The organism is Variovorax gossypii, assembly GCF_003965815.1.
GTDB lineage: Bacteria > Pseudomonadota > Gammaproteobacteria > Burkholderiales > Burkholderiaceae_C > Variovorax > Variovorax gossypii.
In genome coordinates this window covers 1590491-1607997 of record NZ_RXOE01000001.1, presented here as the reverse complement: position 1 = coordinate 1607997, position 17507 = coordinate 1590491, and the positions used below count along the sequence as shown (strand labels likewise).

14 protein-coding genes are annotated in these 17507 nt (G+C 66.6%); 7 read left to right on the top strand and 7 right to left on the bottom strand.

Annotated features, from left to right (window positions below; genetic code table 11):
• Positions 1–63: 63 nt before the first annotated feature.
• The 4 genes from EJP69_RS07520 to EJP69_RS07505 are packed head-to-tail and all read right to left on the bottom strand — an operon-like array spanning position 64 to position 5372.
• Positions 64–966, bottom strand: a complete 903-nt coding sequence (locus EJP69_RS07520; protein ID WP_126469220.1) for a 2OG-Fe(II) oxygenase — start codon at positions 964–966, stop codon at positions 64–66.
• An 8-nt stretch (positions 967–974) separates the two neighbouring features.
• Positions 975–1595: a hypothetical protein gene (locus EJP69_RS07515; protein ID WP_126469219.1), complete on the bottom strand. Its 621-nt coding sequence runs from the start codon at positions 1593–1595 to the stop codon at positions 975–977.
• 13 nt (positions 1596–1608) lie between these two features.
• Positions 1609–3051 (bottom strand): cytochrome-c peroxidase, encoded by a 1443-nt coding sequence (locus tag EJP69_RS07510; protein WP_126469218.1) that lies wholly within the window; start codon positions 3049–3051, stop codon positions 1609–1611.
• A complete protein-coding gene (locus EJP69_RS07505; protein ID WP_126469217.1) occupies positions 3048–5372 on the bottom strand; it encodes a phosphoesterase in 2325 nt (774 codons plus the stop codon). The genes EJP69_RS07510 and EJP69_RS07505 overlap by 4 nt, the downstream gene beginning before the upstream one ends.
• Before the next feature lie 473 nt (positions 5373–5845).
• On the opposite strand from EJP69_RS07505, the gene acpA reads away from it, so the two are divergent.
• Together acpA and EJP69_RS07495 are read left to right on the top strand one after the other, a co-directional pair.
• Positions 5846–7975, top strand: coding sequence for an acid phosphatase (acpA, locus tag EJP69_RS07500; protein WP_126469297.1), 2130 nt, complete (start codon positions 5846–5848; stop codon positions 7973–7975).
• A gap of 229 nt (positions 7976–8204) precedes the next feature.
• The gene (locus EJP69_RS07495) at positions 8205–9017 is read left to right on the top strand and encodes a DUF1266 domain-containing protein (RefSeq protein ID WP_126469216.1); all 813 of its coding nucleotides are present in this window, start codon (positions 8205–8207) and stop codon (positions 9015–9017) included.
• On the opposite strand, the gene EJP69_RS07490 is transcribed toward EJP69_RS07495, so the two are convergent.
• From EJP69_RS07490 to EJP69_RS07480, 3 genes are all read right to left on the bottom strand, one after another.
• On the bottom strand, positions 8978–10912 hold the full coding sequence (locus tag EJP69_RS07490; RefSeq protein ID WP_126469215.1) for a sensor histidine kinase: 1935 nt from the start codon (positions 10910–10912) through the stop codon (positions 8978–8980). The two genes, EJP69_RS07495 and EJP69_RS07490, sit on opposite strands and share 40 nt — an antisense overlap.
• 98 nt (positions 10913–11010) lie before the next feature.
• Complete coding sequence (locus EJP69_RS07485) at positions 11011–12225, bottom strand: PrsW family intramembrane metalloprotease (RefSeq protein ID WP_126469214.1); 1215 nt, start codon at positions 12223–12225, stop codon at positions 11011–11013.
• Complete coding sequence (locus tag EJP69_RS07480) at positions 12222–12782, bottom strand: hypothetical protein (protein ID WP_093204584.1); 561 nt, start codon at positions 12780–12782, stop codon at positions 12222–12224. Before EJP69_RS07480 ends, EJP69_RS07485 begins: the two co-directional genes overlap by 4 nt.
• A 121-nt stretch (positions 12783–12903) precedes the next feature.
• On the opposite strand from EJP69_RS07480, the gene EJP69_RS07475 reads away from it, so the two are divergent.
• From EJP69_RS07475 to EJP69_RS07455, 5 genes are all read left to right on the top strand, one after another.
• Positions 12904–13818: a protein NO VEIN domain-containing protein gene (locus EJP69_RS07475; RefSeq protein WP_093204586.1), complete on the top strand. Its 915-nt coding sequence runs from the start codon at positions 12904–12906 to the stop codon at positions 13816–13818.
• Between the two features lie 152 nt (positions 13819–13970).
• The gene (locus tag EJP69_RS07470; protein ID WP_240652058.1) at positions 13971–15275 is read left to right on the top strand and encodes a glycosyltransferase family 2 protein; all 1305 of its coding nucleotides are present in this window, start codon (positions 13971–13973) and stop codon (positions 15273–15275) included.
• A 50-nt stretch (positions 15276–15325) separates the two neighbouring features.
• Positions 15326–16243, top strand: coding sequence for a porin family protein (locus EJP69_RS07465; protein WP_126469213.1), 918 nt, complete (start codon positions 15326–15328; stop codon positions 16241–16243).
• 56 nt (positions 16244–16299) lie between these two features.
• Positions 16300–16713 (top strand): DUF4279 domain-containing protein, encoded by a 414-nt coding sequence (locus tag EJP69_RS07460; RefSeq protein ID WP_126469212.1) that lies wholly within the window; start codon positions 16300–16302, stop codon positions 16711–16713.
• Between the two features lie 398 nt (positions 16714–17111).
• Positions 17112–17402 carry a hypothetical protein gene (locus EJP69_RS07455; protein WP_126469211.1) on the top strand — a complete coding sequence of 97 codons (291 nt, stop codon included), beginning with the start codon at positions 17112–17114 and terminating at the stop codon, positions 17400–17402.
• Positions 17403–17507 lie beyond the last annotated feature (105 nt).

Here is a 17507-nt window from a genome sequence, read left to right as displayed (position 1 = left end):
GTGAAGCTGGGAGGAAGGCGGGCAGGGCCGCAAGGAAGCCGGGAAGAATCGGCCGCCAATAAGTCAGCCGTGTGACAGGGCGGCGGCCTCTCCCGCCGCGACGAAGCGCCGCTGCCGCATCCACTTGGTCGCAACCCATTTCTCGCCGCGCAGCACCGGCGCTCCGGCGTGCAGCGAGGCGTGGTCCACCTGCCCGAGGCTGTTGCAGTACTCGAAGTACACGGCGCTGCCGGGCTGCGGCGATACCGACCAGCCGGTCTCCGGAAACACCGTCTCGCCGCCTTCCTCCACCTCGTTGAGGTAGCACACGAGCGTGCTCACGCGCTGCCCGCTGCGCGCCAGCGACGCCTTGTTGGACTCGTTCGACGGTACCAGGAAGTCGAAGTGCGGCATGCTCTGCGCGCCCGCCGGGTAGTGCAGCACCTGCAGGCCCTCGCCGTTCTCCACCGGCAGGTTCATGAGCTCCGACACCCGCTGATCGAGCCGCGCGATGAACGGGTTCTCGCGCAGCCGGAAGAACATGCCCTGGCTGCTGCGCCTGTCGCCCGCAAGGTCGCGTCCCGTCAGCGGGTCGACCGTCGTCGACGGCGCAAGGCGCGGCCTTGCCAGCGCAATCAGTTCCTTGTATTCCTGCGCGCTGAACACGTCGTTCAGCACCGCCAGTGCCGGCTGGGTGGCGCGCGCGGCCACGCGCACGAGCCTGTCGGAGGTGCGGATCGCCGTGCCCGCCGCCAGCCTCGGCGCTTCGTGGCGGAAGGCGGGCTCCACCTTCACCGAATCGACGGGCAGCGGGCTCCCCGTGCGCAGCGCGAAGACGAAGGCATCGACGATGGCCTTCGCCGCGTCGGCCGGCATGGCCTGCGCGCGCATGGCCTCGGCCACGTCGGCGGCCGTGCAGCCCTGGCGCAGGTTGTGGAGTATCCAGTCGCCCAGCGCGGGCTGGAAATGCAGCATCGTGTCCGTCATCGGCGGGCTCAGACCTCCGCCGGAACCCAGCCGGTGTCGGTGCGCCTGAAGTTCTGCTTCAGCTGCATCGTGCCGGCGCCGCGCACCACGCGGTCGACCATCGGGAACACCTTCTGCACCTCGGTGTCGCCCGTCCAGGGGGCGGCGTCGATCCTGTACGTGTAGGTCACCACCACCTCGGACGGCTCCTTCGCGTCCTTGCGGGTTTCCCAGCCGACGATCTTGTCGAGCGTCAGGTGGGCAGCGCAGAAGTCGCCCTGCGGCTCGCGCTCGAGGAAGTACTTCTTTCCTTCACCGGTCAGCGCATAGCGGGTGACCTCGATCTCGCCGGCCTCCTTGTCTTTCTCGTCCTCGACCTTCGCCTTCGAGGCGCTCACCAGCCCCAGCCGCTCCAGCACGGGCATCTGCAGCGCATTGCGCGCGCGCGTGCCGGCCTCGCGCTGCGGCACGTCGATGGGCCACCGGGTCTTGCCCAGGCACAGGTCTCCCTTCTTCGCGAGGTAGGCGTTCATTGCCGCCGTGAGGTTCTGCAGGTTGGCCTCGGGCTGCTGCGGGCCGCAGCTCGAGAGCAGCGCGAGCGAGGAGAGGAGGGCGGCGCCCAGGGCGGCCGGAAGAATCTTGTTGTTCATGAATGCAGGTGAATCAATTGACGCAGGCCCCAGGCTTGACGGGCGCTGCGGGCTTCGTGTCCGCGTCGCTGAGGGTGTTCAGGAAGCAGATCAGGTCCGCGATGTCCTGCTCGGACATGGGCGGCGCGGTGCCGGCGGCGCGGCCGTCCATCGGCAGTTGCGTGTCGATGTTCGGCGCGTAGGCCGGCGGCAGATCGTCGTACTTCTGCACCTTGCCGCCCGTGTACTGCGTGGTGACCAGGCCATAGGTCGGAAAGTCCGGGTCGTTCTTCGCCTTGGGCGTTCCGCCGACGGTGGGGTACCACAGCTCGGGCTGCGTGTCGCGCGTGTTGTAGAAGCGGATGACCTGTTCCAGCGAATGCATCACGCCGTTGTGGAAGAAGGCCTGCCGCGTCGCCACGTTGCGCATGGTCGGTGCCTTGAACATACCGCAGAAGCTGTTCGCGGCATTGGGCGCGGCCGGTGCGTGGTCGGTGCGCAGCGGGCCGCACACGCCCATGTCGAAGTACTTCAGGTCGTTGTTGGCCGGTATGCCCGCGTTGCGCGGCACGCTGATCGCCTCGTACGAGAAATCGGTGAACAGCGCCGAGCTGCCGTTGAGCCCCGCGCCCTGGTAGTGGCACGAGGCGCAGTTGCCGGTGGCCGGGTTGGTGAACACCTTCAGCCCGCGCGTTTCCGCCGGCGTGAGGTTGCCGCCGATCTTGTTGGCCGCGTAGAGGTCGAACTTGCTGCTGTACGGATGGAAGCTGCTGTCTTCCAGCTGATAGGCCTGCAGGGCCTGCAGCGCCTTGGCGAACGCTGCGTCGCTGTCGTCGAACACCTTCTCGCCGAAGGCCTTGGCGATGAGCGGCGCGTAGTCGGCCGCCTTGAGCTTGTTCACCACGTCGGCGCTGCTCGCGTTGGCCATCTCGATCGGGTCGAGCAGCGGAATGCGGGCCTGCGCGGCCAGCGTGTCGGCGCGGCCGTCCCAGGTGAAGCCGCCGCCAGGGCCCGGCACGCTGATGCCGTCGGGGTTGTCCAGCAGGTCGGCATAGGCCGGCGTGATGTCCTTGTAGCGCAGCGAAGGCACCGCGCGCAGGCCGGCCTGGTCCATGTGCACGCCGCCGAGCTGCACCGACAGGTCGTTGGCTGGCGCGTAGGCATGGGCTGGGTCGTGGCAGCTTGCGCACGACATCGCGCCCGAGCCGGAAAGGTTCTTGTCGAAGAACATCTTCTGGCCCACCTGCGCCGCGAGGCTCAGCGTGCTGCCGGCGGCATTGGGTGCCGCCGGCGAGCTTGCCGGCGCCGCGGGCGCGGCTGCCGGCGGCAGGGCGACAGCAGCCGAGCCGCCTCCGCCACCGCCGCCGCACGACATGAGCACCCCGCCCGCGACACCGGCCACGGCCAGCGTCGCCAGGCCGAGCCAGCCCGCACGCGTCACCGCCGGCCCTTTCGGGCCCGAACGGTGCTCGCTCATTGCTTCAGCGACCAGACGTTGAACTGGTTTGCATCGGGGCCGACCTGCGCGGTCGTCGACACGTCACCCGACTGCTTCTGCGTGTAGCCTGCCGGGATCACGAAGGCATGGTTGATCGGGCGCACGCTGTCGAAGTGCGTGTCGGCGCTGCCCGTGTATTCCGGCAGGTTCAGGATGTTCTGCGCGATGAAGGCCTCGGTGTACTTCGAGCGGTTCATGTAAGAGCCGTCGATGGCCGGGTCAGCCAGCTGGAACATGTCCTGCAGCGTGCGCACGAACGAGAAGTGGCTGTAGGCGTCGCTGTCGGACACGCCCTTGGGTGCGTCGGGCTGGTTCGTCAGGATGCCGAAGATGCTCTCGCCGTGGCCATGGTTGCCGCCGTTGCCGGTGCCGCTGCCGCCGTAGTGGTTGATGCTGGTATCGATCGACCAGCTGCCGTCGGCGTTCTGCTTGAGCGGATTGGCGCTGCCGACGTTCGACGGGACCCAGCCACAGCAGGAGTTCAAGCCGCTGGTGGCACTGCCTTCGTCGAACATCAGCACGATGGCCACGCGCTTCTGCGTGTTCTTCCACAGCGGCGAGGCCTGGATGCGCTTGACGGTGAAGTCCACGTAGTTGTCGCCGCGCGTGATGATCGGCGAGACGGCCGTGGCCGACACGTTGTTCGCCACGCTGCTGCAGTCGCTCGCGGTGCCGGCGACACCGCCACTCGTACCCTTCACGCTGATGCCGTGCATGTCGTCGCACTGGTCGGGCACCAGGAAGTTCAGGTTGCCGACGTTGCCGCTGGCCAGGTCGGTGCCGAGCTGGTCGTAGTCGTAGTTCGCGGGGATGGCGTAGTCGGTGCTGTTCTTCAGCACCGCGTCCCATTGGCCGCCGCCCATGGTGCGGTTGCTGTACTTCCATTCGGGCGCGCTGCGCACGTTCTGGTAGGCCATGCCGGGGTGGTGCTTGGTCTTGTACAGGCCCGCCGGCAGCGGCAGCACGAGGTTGGGGTCGCCGATGGTCGCGGCATTGCCGCCGAGCGTGCCCGGCGCGTACACGTTGTCCTTCGCGGTGACGGCTGTGTCGGCCACGCTGTCGGTGCGGAAGTCCTGGCCCGGGTTCATCGACTCGCTGTAGGTGCGCCAGGTCAGGCCCGCGCTGGTGATCGCGTTGAACAGGTTCGGCCTGCCCACGATGTTGTGGTTGACCGCCGCGCCCTGCGTGCAGGTGGCCGCGAACGGCGACTTGGCAAGGCCGGGCTGCGTGTTGTCGGGCACGGGCAGATCCTGCACCGCGTTGGCGCCGGTGGCGTCGCAGTTCCACTGGCTGTCGTCGGTGATGCCCCAGTCGTCCCCGCCGCCCAGCGCCGTGTAGTTCGGCTCGCTCGGATTGCCGGTGGCGTAGTAGCTCGCGAGCTGGTTGCCGGCCTTCAGGTAGCCGTTGATCTTGGGCGCGTAGGCCGAGTTCAGGATCGACATCGTGGCCTTGTTCTCCAGCATCACGATGAAGATGTTGTCGTAGCGCGGAACGCCTTCCACGTTGAAGGCGGCCTGCTGCGACTGCAGGAAGGTGATCTTCTTGCGGTTGTCGGCCACGTTGGCGGTGGCCGCGGTCACGCCGGCCATGCCGCTCAGGCGCGGGTCGCCGCCGGGGTTGGCGAGCGCGTCGGGGTACAGGTCGCCGCGGTCGAACTTGGTGGTGGCGAAGGCGAAGCGGTTGTTGAGCGCGTTCGATTCCGCGAGCAGGGCGGTCTGCACGCCGGCCGCCGCGGCGTTGACGTCGGCGAGCACGGCGCTAGCCGGCACGCCCAGGCGCGTGGCCAGGTTCTGCTTCTCGGTCGCGTAGCTCGTGCCGTTGGCCTCGATCAGGCGGGCCACTTCCGACGACAGCGGGCTCACCACCACCGACGTGCCTTGCTCCTTCACCTGGTCGAGCGTCACGCGCAGCACTTCGCGCGTGGGCACGCTGGTGCCGGTGGCGGTGTTCTTCGCGCCGGTGCCGATGTCGGCGATGAGCGCCGAGGGGCCCGACAGCGAGAGGCTGAACTTGCCGCCGGCATCCGTCACGGCTGCCGGCTCGCCGCTGTCGCAATGGCCGTTGCCGTTGCTGTCCACGCAGACGGTGGCGCCCGCGTAGTAGCCGGCCGCGATCACCGGGTCTGTGCTGCTGCCGGGCTTGAATGCGCTGGCGGTGAGCACGCCGCTGACGGTGGTGCTGCCCGAGCCCGAAGGCTGGCTGGCGGGCGGCGGGAGGAACGCGACAGGCGCTGAATCGCCGCCGCCTCCGCATGCCGCGAGCAGCGAAGCGGTGAGCACGGTCAGCGTGGGGTACAGCAAGCCGGATCTGGTTTTTTGAGTGGCTTTCAATTTCTTCTTTCGGGTGTGGGAGGAGCGCGAGAAACAGCAGGCGACGCCACCGTGAGTTGGCGCCGCCGCTGCGGATCGCGGATGAATCTAGGTTTGCCCTGTGTCAGTCAAAAGGCAAAAGACTTAGGAGCGAATTAGTGGCTGGCCGCGGGATGGCCGCGCGATCGGGCAACGCGCGAAACACCTCGAACAGCGGCTGCAGGAGCCGCAAAGAGGCCTGACCAACACCTGACTCCGGCCTGACTCTCTGGCGATCTGTGCGCCTGAAATGCCGCTGTCACGGCCGGGGCAGAGCATCCTGCCGCCCGACCGCCGGTCTGGTTCATCCACATCTCATAACTCCACACATGATGACCCCCTCCCAATCCAGCAAGGCGTCCTCTCGCGGGCGCAAATTGGTTCGCCACCTGACCCCCTGGCCCACGGCCATCGCGGCGGCAGCGATGGTCGTGGCCTGCGGCGGCAGCGACAACGGCCCCGGCTTCCTCGCATTCCCTTCCGGCAGCGCCACGCCGACCACCTCGGGCGTGGTCACCGGCAGCTACTACCGCAACGCCAAGGTCTGCATCGACGCCAACAACAACGGCCGCTGCGACAGCGGCGAGGCCAGCGCCACCACCGACGCCAACGGCGCCTTCACGCTCTCGGGCCAGGGCGCCCTGGTGGTCGAGATCGGCACCTCGAGCAAGCGCTTCGATCCGGACACCAACACCGAGACCGCCGTCACGCAGCCCCTGGTGTTCCGTGCGCCGGCCGCCGCCAACGGCGTGGTGAGCGCCATCAGCACGGAGCTGGTCGCGCTGATGGATGCCAACGGCGGCAACCTCGCGGCCGCCCGCACCGCATTGGCCGCACGCCTCGGCGTGCCCGAAGCCCAACTGCTGGCCGACCACAACAAGATCAGCGACCCGGCCATCAAGACCGCGCTGCAGAACGAGATCGACCAGTCCATCGAGCGCATCGCCGAAGCAGTGGCAGAAGCCGGCCCGGGCGGCGACGTGATCGCCGCGCTGCGCAACCGCTTCGCGCTCGACCAGATCACCAACGTCGTCGTCATCTACGCGGAAAACCGCGGCTTCGACAACCTGTACGGCCTGTTCCCCGGCGCCAACGGCATTCCGGGCGTGAACCCCACGTCGTCGACCGCCACGCCGGAGCCGCAGAAGGACTTCGACGGTTCGACGTTGCCGACGCTGCCGCCGGTGTGGGGCGGTGTCACTGCCTCAGGCCAGACCACCACGATCACGCAGCAGCAGACCGTGGGCATGCCCAACAAGATGTTCCAGATCGACGCCGACGCGGGCTTCTTCAACACCGGCACCAAGATCGACCAGACCGTCATCTCGCGCGACCTAGTGCATCGCTTCTACAACAACCAGATGCAGATCAACGGCGGCAAGAACGACAAGTTCGCTGCCTACTCCGATGCCGGTGGCCTCAGCATGGGCTACTACGACGGCACCAAGATGAAGCTGTGGCAGGTGGCGAAGAACTTCACCCTGGCCGACAACTTCTTCATGGGTGCGTTCGGCGGTTCGTTCCTGAACCACCAGTACCTCGTGTGCGCCTGTGCGCCGCTGTATCCGAACGCCGACGCCAGCGCCTCGCCGGCCAAGGCCTCGATCTCGGCCATCGACACCGATGCCAACGGCAACTTCGTGCGCCTCACGCCTGCCGCCAACGCGTCGACCTCGGTGCTCAACGCCGCGCCCACGTACCTCAACGACAGCACGCTCACGCCGAAGGATGCCGCCGGCAACTTCTACGCCGTGAACACCATGCAGCCGCCGTTCCAGCCCAGCGGCAACGCGCCGGCGGGCACCGACACGAGCAAGCTGTTCGCCGACCCGACCAAGGCCAACACGCTGCCGCCGCAGACGCAGGCCACCATCGGCGACCTGCTCAGCGCCAAGGGCCTGAGCTGGGCCTGGTACGGCGGTGCGTGGACGAGCACCACGGCCATCGCGACGGGCAACCGCCAGTTCCCGGCCGCCGTGCCGCCGGCCGCGCAGACGCCGAACTTCCAGTTCCACCACCAGCCCTTCAACTACTACGCGGCCTTCGACCCGAGCGCTCACCCCGACGCACGCGCCGCCCACCTGAAGGACTTCGACGCCGACTTCCTGAAGGACGTCGCCGCAGGCACGCTGCCCGCCGTGAGCTTCTACAAGCCGCAGGGCAACCTGAACCAGCACGCCGGCTACGCCAGCGTGGCCGACGGCGACGCGCACATCGCCGACGTACTCGCCAAGCTGCAGGCCAGCCCGCAGTGGAAGAACATGCTCGTGGTCGTCACCTACGACGAAAACGGCGGCTTCTACGACCACGCCACCGTGCCGAAGGGCGACCGCTGGGGCCCCGGCACGCGCATCCCGGCGCTCATCGTCTCGCCGTTCGCCAAGAAGGGCTTCGTCGACAAGACCCAGTACGACACCGCCTCCACGCTGCGCTTCATCACGCACCGCTGGTCGCTGCCGCCGCTGAAGGGCCTGGTCGAGCGCGACGCCGCACTCGTGAAGAACGGCAGCCGTCCGATGGGCGACCTGACGAGCGCGCTGAGCTTCAGCAAGTAGTCCCGGGCTTCACGGCCGCGGAAGAAGCGAAAGGGAGGAGGGCTCGGAGCCCGCCTCCCTTTCCCGTTCCGCCGAGTGCCAAAGCGCGAGCGAAGAATTCATCAGAATCCCGGCCGGCGCTTCTGTGTAGCATCGCTCCCTTTCCGGGCTGCGGCGCGCGGGTCGCGCCAGGCCGGCACCGGCTCGCCGGCCGGGCAGCTCCCTTCTGTCTTCGATCACAGGAATTTCCATGGGAATGATGGATGCGCTCGGCCATGCGCTGATGGACAACCAGGAGCTTCACTTCGACACCGCCGACGTGCTCGCGGGCGAAGAGCAATGGCTGGTCACGCTCAGTGCACCGCTCTCCGCCTTCAACGGCGACTTCATGAACGCGGTGCCCACCGGCAAGGACAGCGACGTGCTGCGCGAGAGCATCGCCGAGGTCTGGAGCGTGCACGACCGCGCCAGCTTCGAGCAGACCGCCAGATGGCTCGTCGAGGAAGGGCAGCGCTCGGCCTACAAGCCCCTGTGGAAGGCGATTGCCGCGATCGACACGGCAACGCAGGAAACGCCCGCCGTCCTGCGCATGGTGATGGACGCCTTCTTCCCCTCGTTCTTCCAGATCAAGGCGCGCAAGAGCCTGGACTATCGCGAGCTTGCGGCGAAAAGCGGCAAGCCGATGGCGGAACTGGCCCAGCTGATGACGGGCAGCCAGAGCTGGGTCGACGCGTTGCGCAAGCATTTCAAGGCCTCGCCCGGCCAGATATCCGACCTGGTCGCATGGGACGCCGTGCGCCTGGCCAGCCTGTCGCGCTGGGCGGTGCAGCTCGGCTACATCGAGCGCGCGGAGTTCGCGGGCTTTGCTGGCGGGCTCGCGAGGCAGGTGCGCGAGGCATACACCGACTGGTCGCAGGTGAGCGCGGCGTACATCGCCGGCGGCCTGATCTGGAAGTATTCCGACGCGCGTGAAGAGAACCTGCTGCGCACCAACCGCATGCTGCTGAGCGGGGCGCGCAGTCCTTATCGCAGCGTGCCGTTCGCCGGCCGCATCGGCAGCTGATCCAGCTCCGGCCCGGGTTCGACCGGCGCTGATGCTTCTGCCGGAACGGGCAGATGCAGCAGCAGGCTGGTTTCCCCGGGCTGCGAGCGAACGGTGAGCGTGCCCCCCAGCGCCGCGGCACGCGTGCGCATGTTTGCGAGGCCCTTGCCCGCGAACGCGGCTTGCGTGTCGAAGCCCCGGCCGTTGTCGTGCAGCTCGATCTCGATGGCACGTTCTCCCGAACCTTCCACCAGCCTCGCGCCAAGGCCGGCCTGCGTCGCCTGTGCATGCGCCATCAGGTTGCCGAAGGCCTCGAACAGCAGCATCTGCAACTGGTGCGATTCGCGCGCGCTCCAGCCCGTCATGGTCGGCAGCGAGCCCACGTCCCATCGCAGGTCGATGCCGGCCGCCTGCAGGCGCGGCCCCAGGCGGTAGCGCACGCTGCCCAGCGCGGAGGCCACGTCGCCCTCGCAGCCGTGCATGGCGTCCACAGTGAGCTTGAGCTGGTCCACCGCGTCGCGCAGGTGCAGCGCCACGTCGCCCATGGCGGCACCGGGCTGCTGGGCCATCTGCAGCAGGCCGACGAGTTGTCCGCCCAGTCCGTCGTGCAGGTCTTGCGTGAGGCGCTGGCGCTCCTCGAGCGCGCCGCGCGCCTTCTCGCCCTCGCGTTCGCGAGCGAAGACGGCTTCGAGCGCCGCATTGCGCTCGGCCAGTTCGGCTTCGAGCGAGGCGTTCATCTGCGCCATGGCGCGCACGTCCTTGCGCATGCGCTCGGCGATCACCCAGGCCAGCGAGATCGCGAAGCCCACCCACGCGAAGCGGATCCACGGCACCACCGCATAGGCCTCGGGCGATGTGCGCATCACCCAGTTGTCGCGCGCGGCGCTCAGCACCACCATCACCACCGCCACGCCCAGCACGCGATGCTCCAGCACCGAGCTGCGCACCGCCACCTTCACGACCACCACCACCATCGCCAGCCCGGCCAGGAAGAACAGCAGCTGCCACGCCGGCATCAGCCACAGCAACGGCACCGTGATGCCGATCGTGGCCGTGACGGGCGCCAGCAAGGCCAGCAAGCCCAGGAAGCGTGCGAGCCGGGTGTCGCCCTTGCCCACCACCGCCAGCGCGAAGCGGCACAGCAGCGGCACCGCCGCCTGGAACGCCGCCAGCGGCACCACGCCCCACCACGGCCAGGGCAACGGCGCGTGCGTGAACAGCACGCGCGCCGTCTGCACAGACCAGAGAAGCTCGCCCAGCCCGTAGAAGAGATAAACGGATTCGCGCTGCCGCAGCCACACCAGCAGCGACAGCGCCCCGAGCACGCCGCTCACGATGGCGATGAAGCGCCCGCCGCTGATCTGCCAGAAGAGGGCGTCTTCGTACAGCGGGCGAATCTCGGCCTCGCTGCCCGCCACCACCGGAGAAAGCCCGCCCTGGCGCGCGGCCTGCGCGGCGACGACGATCTCCACCCGCTGCGGCCCGGCAGAGCCCGCAGGCGGCAGCGTGAAGTACTGCGGCGTGAACGAGGCATCGTCGTAGGGCCCCGGCGGGAAGGTGCCGAACCGCGCCAGCTCGCGCCCGTTCACCAGCACCCTGAAGCTGTTGCCGATGCGCGGCACGAACAGCGCCTGCGGCATGGCCGGGTCGGTCACGGGTACGTCGAAGGCGAACCGCGCCTCGCCATCGACGGCGCCTTGCCGCTGGTCCCAGTTGTAGGGCAGCGAGACGGCGTGCGGTTCGGAGGGGGCGTCGGGGTTCGGCGCGGCGGCTTCGTGGCCGCGCAAGGTCAGCGTGAGCCGGGCCTGGTCGATGAGCGTCACGGCACGGGCGGAGGCACTCCATCCGGCTGCCAGTACCGCCAGTACCAACAGCATCAGCAGGCGCAGCCCGAGTTGTTCTTTTTGTCGACGCATGACGCGTACAACTTTAGCAATCTTTTCCGCGAGGAAGGGCAGGAGTTGCCTGCTTCCAACGCATCCGCCCGACTGCTGCCCCGGGCGGAAGGCACCCCTCAGGTCCGCGCTTCGATGATCGGATCGAGCTTGGCGCGCAGGCGCCGCACGGCCAGTTCGTGCCGCAGCGTCTGCGCGCCGCGCCCGTAAGTGGCCGCCTTGCGGATCAGCCGCAGCTGTTCGCGCTGCAGGTGCGTCTTCAGGCGCCTGGCGCGCCAGCCGTAGGTCCAGCCCATTTCGCGGCGGACCTTGTAGCGCTGCATGGGCGCGCCCAGCCGCACCCATTCGTCGTCGCGGATCAGGTCGCGCTCGGGCACGAACCAGGCCGCCAGCGCGTGCAGGTAGGTGCCGTTCTCGCGCGCGGCCACCTGCCAGAAGAGCCCCGCCACGATGATCGCGGGCAGCCCCTTGATCACCAGCATGACGGCCATTTCGCCGTAGCCGCCGTCGAACAGGTCTTCGAGAAAGGGCGAGTTCCAGATGAAGTGCATAGCCCACGCGAGCAGGAAGCACAGCACGGCGACCGCGATGCGCGCCACCATCGGCCGCTGCGGATGCAGCAGGAACCACGCAACGCCGAACGAAGCGATGGTGGTGTAGGCCGCATGGCTCCAAAGCCCGCTCAGCAGCCCGCGCGTGAACAGGTTGAGCAGCACCGGATAGACCTGGTTCTCCAGCGGAAAGTGGATGGAGGAGCGCACCGTGTAGCTCAGGTTCTCGATCACCTGGAAGCCCAGCCCCGCCATCGCGCCCACGATCAGCACCGACAGGTACGTCTGGAACTGGTTGCGCGCCACCAGCACCAGCAGGATCACGCCCATGAGCTTCAAGAATTCTTCGGTGATCGGCCCCGCGATGGCCGGCCCCCACACCGCCACGAACTCCGGCGACACCAGCTTCGCGCACAGGCTCTGTATGGCGATGTTCGCCGGCGCCGCGAAATACACCGCCCCCAGCCCGCCCCACGCGAAGGCCAGCACGTACGCCTCGGGCGGGTGCTGCTCCAGCAGGTCGAGCGTGCCGAAGGCCAGCACGAAAAGCAGCGTGTAGATGCCCCACACCGTCAGCCCCAGCAATGTGGTGACCGGCACCACCCGGAAGCCGATCGAGAACATGTAGGCCAGGTAGAAGAGCCCGTTGACGATCAGCGCCACCAGCACCCAGAAGGCCACGCGCCGCGGCTGGAAGAAGGAGTCGGTGCCCACCGGCCATGCGCCGGTGTCCTGGTTGGTGGGAATGCCCTGGTCGTTCCGGTCGAAGACGGGCGCGTTCACTGCGGCGCCTCCAGGTCCATCGAGTCGAGCATGCTGCGTGCGTCGGCCAGCGCTTCTTCCATGCCGTCGCTGGCGCCGTAGAAATCGATCTGCACCAGCGACTTGCGCCGCTGGTCGACCACCTGCCAGAAGCGCCCCGCCAGCTTCGAGCCGTAATACGCGAAGGTCTTGCCCTGCAGGCCCCAGGAGGTGACGAAGTCGGACACGTCGCCGTCCATCTGCAGCCGCTGGCCACGCTCCATCAGCCGCTGCTGGCGCACCAGCGGGCCGTCTGGCCCGCCCGCCCACGGGAAGGTGGAAACCAGGAACTTGTGGCCGCCCTTGAAGAGCATGAGCGACTGGCCTGCCTTGGAGCGCGACACGTCCATCTCCCACCCCTCGGCCGGCACGAAGCGGGCTTGGCCCGCCTCGACCGTCTTGCCCGCGGGAAGAGGGCGGTTGCCCGAGGTGTGGCGGTCCCAGTAGGTGAGGCCGCCCACGTAGGCCGCGATGGCGAGGAGCACCGCCAGCGCCCCCGGCCAGGTGCGATACGGTATGCGGCGTGACGGCTCGTTCATTCCCCGGATCGTGCCATACCGATGCGCCCGTCCACAGGTCACTCGCAGGCCGGCCGCAGGCGATGCGGCATACTCCCAGCCCCCTCTCCCAACCTCATCAACCTCAAGAAAATTCCGCTGAATGGACAAGGAAGTCGACCCCCGCGTACTCACTGTGATCGACGAGATGCGGCTCTCGGGCCCCCGGCTCACGCCGGTGGAAATCGTCGCCAAGATGGGTGTGTTCGACGCGCGCGACAAGCCATTCGAGCACGCATGGCTGGCCACCGGCGACAACGTCATCGCCACCATCTGGGCCGAATGGGTGAACGTGGCCGCCAACGGGCGCTGGTTCTACCTCGAGTCGCTCGACGTTCACCACCGCGCCGGCGGCGGCGAGCGCAGCGCCCAGCAGGTGCAGCGCGCGAAGGACCGCCTCGCGCTGCTCAAGCGCAGCCATGACGCCGGCGGCGGCTTCCGCGCCGTGGTGCAGACCAACCGCATCGCGATTCTCGAAGTGGAAAGCAACAAGGACGCCAAGGTGTCCACCCGCGTGCGCGACGACGACGAATGGCACGTCGCGAGCTGGGAGCCCGACCAGAAACTCGCCGTGCTCGTGCGCGGCCCGCGCGGCTGGGCGCCCAGCGAAGCCGAAGTGCAGACCGCCCGCGAACGCGGCAACGTGCCGCAGAAGCTCTCCGCCGCCGCCAAGGCAGCCGACGACGACAAGGCCACGCCCGAGGCAGTGCAGGCCGCCGCCCTCGAATACGTGGTGAAGCACTTCACCGGCTACGGCTACAAGGCCGAGAACATGACCGGCAAGGGCTTCGACCTCGAAGTGTCGAACGCCAAGGGCCAGACCCTGCTGCGCGTGACCGTCAAGGGCACCGCGCCCGGCGTTCCCGGCTTCAAGCTCAGCAAGGAAGAAACCGCCTGCTCCACGCGCGAGCCGCTGTGGCGCCTGCTGGTGGTGACCGATGCGGGCAGCGGTGTGGCCCAGCACAAGATCTACAAGCCGAACGAAATCAATTCGGCGCCGGGGTTCGATCCCTCGTAAATAGCAACAGCGCTCGCGCACGCCGGTGCGCGACTGTTGCAAACATGCATTGAAGGGGTAACCAGACTATTCATCGCCTCCGCGGAAGATTACATTTCGCGGAATTGTCAAAAGGCGATATGAACGAGAGTAGCCAAAAGACAGCGCATTCGATGATTTACCTGCCCGTGTCAGGTAAGTTTCTTATAGCGTTGATTGGCTCCGCGGCGTGGGTTGCCTTTTCGATCTGGGCCGCGCAGGCCTGGCTGACCGACCTGAAAAGCCATATCGGCACCGTGCTGGCTGTTTTTCTGGTTTACGGCATTGCCATTGTTCCGGGGTTCATGAATGCATTCCTGGCCATCAGCCTGCTTCTGGACAAAAGGCCGCCGCATTCCACGCTCCTGACGTATCCCCCGATTTCCATCCTGATTGCCGCGTACAACGAGGAAGCCTCCATCGAGGAAACCCTCGTCAGCATCGAGCGGCAAAACTATCCCGGCGAATTGCAGGTCATCGTGATCAACGATGGCTCGAAAGACGGCACAGCCGCCGTCGTCGAGCGCGCCTGCGCCCGATATCCGTGGATCACCTTCGTCGATTTGAAGCAGAACGGCGGCAAGGCGCGTGCGCTGAATATCGGCTTCAAGCAGGTGCTGCACGACATCGTCATCACCGTCGATGCCGATTCATTCCTCTACAAGGGCGCGCTCACCAGCATCGTCGAGCGCTACCACTCCGACCCGCCCAATACGCGGGCCGTGGCCGGAAAAATCCTGGTCCGCAATTCGCGCTTCAACTGGATCACACGCTGCCAGGAGTGGGACTACTTCCACGGCATTGCGGCAATCAAGCGGGTGCAGTCGCTCTTCCAGGGCACGCTGGTGGCACAGGGCGCGTTTTCTCTCTACGACCGCGACGCGCTCACCGAGGTTGGCGGCTGGCCCGAATGCGTGGGCGAAGACATCGTGCTCACCTGGGCCCTGCTGAAGGCCGGCTACCGCATCGGCCACTGCGAAGACGCCTGCCTCTTCACCAACGTGCCCACCAGCATCCGGCAACTGGTGAAGCAGCGCCAGCGTTGGGCGCGCGGCATGACCGAGGCCTTCGTCAAGCACCCGGGCATTCTTCTGCAGCCGCGGCTGTCGACCTTCTTCATCTACTGGAACCTGCTTTTTCCGTGGCTCGACCTGGCCTACACCATCGGATTCATGCCGGGATTGGTGCTCGCGCTCTTCGGCTATTTCTGGATCGTCGGTCCGATGACCCTTGCGCTCATACCGGCCGCTTTCGCATTGAGCCTGCTGATGTTTTCCATCGAGCGCCGGATGTTCAAGAAAACAGGATTGGTCGTGCGAAAGAATTTCCAGGGCTTCTTCATCTACGTGCTGCTTTACAGCCTGATCCTGCAGCCGGCCAGCGTTCTCGGATACCTGGACGAGCTTTTCAAAAGGCCCAAGGCCTGGGGGACCAAATGACCCGGGCATCGAGGCATTCGGCCGCCGCTTTTCTTTTTCTTCCGGCACTCATGCTCATTGCCGCCGCGCCCTGCAAGGCGCAGGAAGAAAAGGAGAACAAGGAAAAGCCCGCCACCATGGCCTTCGGCCCCGAGTTCTTCCTGACCAACGACAGCGACCACTTCCAGTCGCGCCGCGTGTCGGTCGAATTCTTTCCCGCCTTTGAAAATGCCGACCGCTTCCTGGGCTTCAGGCTCGGCGACTACCAATACAAGCAGGACAGCTGGCGAAGAAGCGGCCAGAAACTCACCTTCCTCGCCCGCAACATAGAAACCAGAACTGCCGACGGCGGCACCATGGAGGCCGGCGTGTTCGAGCAGGGCGGCCACACGCTGCTGACGCTCGACGGCAGCTATCGCATATCGCCCACGAAAAGCACCGCGGTCGAATTCCTCGTCACGCGCGACTGGGTCGAAACCCCGAAATCGTTGGACAGGGGGATCGACTTCACATTCGTCGGCGTCGCAGTCGACCAGGGGCTCGGCAGCCACTTCACCCTGGTGGGGCTGCTCGCGCAGCAGTACTTTTCAGACGGCAACCGTCGAGACCACGGACGCGTGCGGCTCATCTACCAGCCCTCGCTCGACCTCGGCCTCACACTGCAGGCGCGCTACCGCACATACCGAAGCACCCACGACGACGTCGACAGGGCCTACTTCAACCCCACGAGCTACAGCGAGTCGATGTTCGCCATCGGCTGGCGCCACCGCTTCCAGGGATGGACCGCCTCCGTGACGGCCGGCCTCGGCAACGAAACCATCAACCACGACATGAGCCAACCCACGAGGCTCCTCGACGTGAGCCTGCAAAGCCCGGTGAGGGGAGCGCACGTGTTCCGCCTTGGTGCCGGCTACAGCCGCAGCACCACGTTTGCGGGGCCGAGCTATCAGTATCGGTATCTGCGCGGCGAGTGGATCATCCGGTTTTGAGGAAGGCGCGCGAGAGCGAGCGGTAGGCTCTCGGCAGCCCATCTCCGCAACGAACCATGGCCAACATTTCCCGATCAGTGGCAACGCTGCGCGTCGCAGGCGACGCGCTGGACCCAGAAGAAATCACCCGACTTCTAGGCCGCTCGCCCACGCGCGCATACCGCAAGGGCGATGCAATAGCCGCAGTTAGCGGCACGCGCATCGCAACCTTCGGGCATTGGCAGCTGCACGCGAAGGATGCCGAGCCGGAAGACGTGAACAGACAGGTTGCGGAGCTGCTTGCAGGGCTGACTCAAGACCTCCAAGTCTGGAGCCTCATCGCAAGACAGTACAGGCTCGATCTATTCTGTGGCCTGTTCATGCGAGAGCACAACGAAGGAGTCAGCCTCTCTCCAGCCACTCTGCATTCGCTCGGGCAGCGCAGCATCAAGCTGGACCTGGACATCTACGCCGCAGACGTAGATCGCTGATCGTCGCGCTTTGATGACGGCCCAGAAGCGCTCCTGAAAACTCCCGGGGACACGCCAAACGTCAGAGCTTTGTTTCTTGTCGCAGCGCCCCGGCAGATATCTCGCCGATTCGAGAAATCCTCGACGAAATCTTTTTCTCTTGCGCGGCTTCACTTCTCTACAGTGAATGCCCCTGTCGCAAGACGCCCCTCCTTGTGGGCGACGAACACTGATCGTGAAAGGAGCTCCCCCAACAGCTGACCAAGTGAACTGATGAACCGCCTACCTCACGGCGGGTTGCCGGTGCTCCTCGGTGCACTGGTGCGAACGTGAGGCACAAAAGGCGACGGCCAGGGTGCGTGAACACCCTGACCGTCTGACCACATGACGTGCAAAACCTTGGAAGGACAGCACACCAAATGGCTACGCGAATTATGGCCGGGCGTTCCACGCCCAAATCTTCCCGCCGCCGCAGCACCACGCGCGGCACAACCACCAAGCCCACGGCGCCGACCCCGACGCCCGACGAGGCAAGGGAACTACTCGAAATCAAACTGGCGCAGCTGAACTCGCTGCTGTGGTGCTGTTATGGCGACGGCAACGGGTGGTTCGAGGAGGCGGGGGAGAAGCATCGGGATTACATGCTCTGGATTGCTGCGGATTTGGCTCGGGAGGCGGAGATGTTGTTCCAGGTAAGTGGGAGGGGGTAGGCGAAGGCGGGATCGGCTGAAGGCCTTGACATCCCACAAAGACGGGATGCTCTAGAACTTTCCTCTCCGCTAATGTCGCGCCGAGGAGGCGGCCTATGCCGATCC

Coding starts and splice junctions, on each gene's coding strand:
- EJP69_RS07520 (WP_126469220.1), bottom strand. CDS start 966: ATGACGGACACGATGCTGCATTTCCAGCCCGCGCTGGGCGACTGGATA.
- EJP69_RS07515 (WP_126469219.1), bottom strand. CDS start 1,595: ATGAACAACAAGATTCTTCCGGCCGCCCTGGGCGCCGCCCTCCTCTCC.
- EJP69_RS07510 (WP_126469218.1), bottom strand. CDS start 3,051: ATGAGCGAGCACCGTTCGGGCCCGAAAGGGCCGGCGGTGACGCGTGCG.
- acpA (WP_126469297.1), top strand. CDS start 5,846: ATGGTCGTGGCCTGCGGCGGCAGCGACAACGGCCCCGGCTTCCTCGCA.
- EJP69_RS07495 (WP_126469216.1), top strand. CDS start 8,205: ATGGGAATGATGGATGCGCTCGGCCATGCGCTGATGGACAACCAGGAG.
- EJP69_RS07490 (WP_126469215.1), bottom strand. CDS start 10,912: ATGCGTCGACAAAAAGAACAACTCGGGCTGCGCCTGCTGATGCTGTTG.
- EJP69_RS07480 (WP_093204584.1), bottom strand. CDS start 12,782: ATGAACGAGCCGTCACGCCGCATACCGTATCGCACCTGGCCGGGGGCG.
- EJP69_RS07475 (WP_093204586.1), top strand. CDS start 12,904: ATGGACAAGGAAGTCGACCCCCGCGTACTCACTGTGATCGACGAGATG.
- EJP69_RS07470 (WP_240652058.1), top strand. CDS start 13,971: ATGATTTACCTGCCCGTGTCAGGTAAGTTTCTTATAGCGTTGATTGGC.
- EJP69_RS07465 (WP_126469213.1), top strand. CDS start 15,326: ATGCTCATTGCCGCCGCGCCCTGCAAGGCGCAGGAAGAAAAGGAGAAC.
- EJP69_RS07460 (WP_126469212.1), top strand. CDS start 16,300: ATGGCCAACATTTCCCGATCAGTGGCAACGCTGCGCGTCGCAGGCGAC.
- EJP69_RS07455 (WP_126469211.1), top strand. CDS start 17,112: ATGGCTACGCGAATTATGGCCGGGCGTTCCACGCCCAAATCTTCCCGC.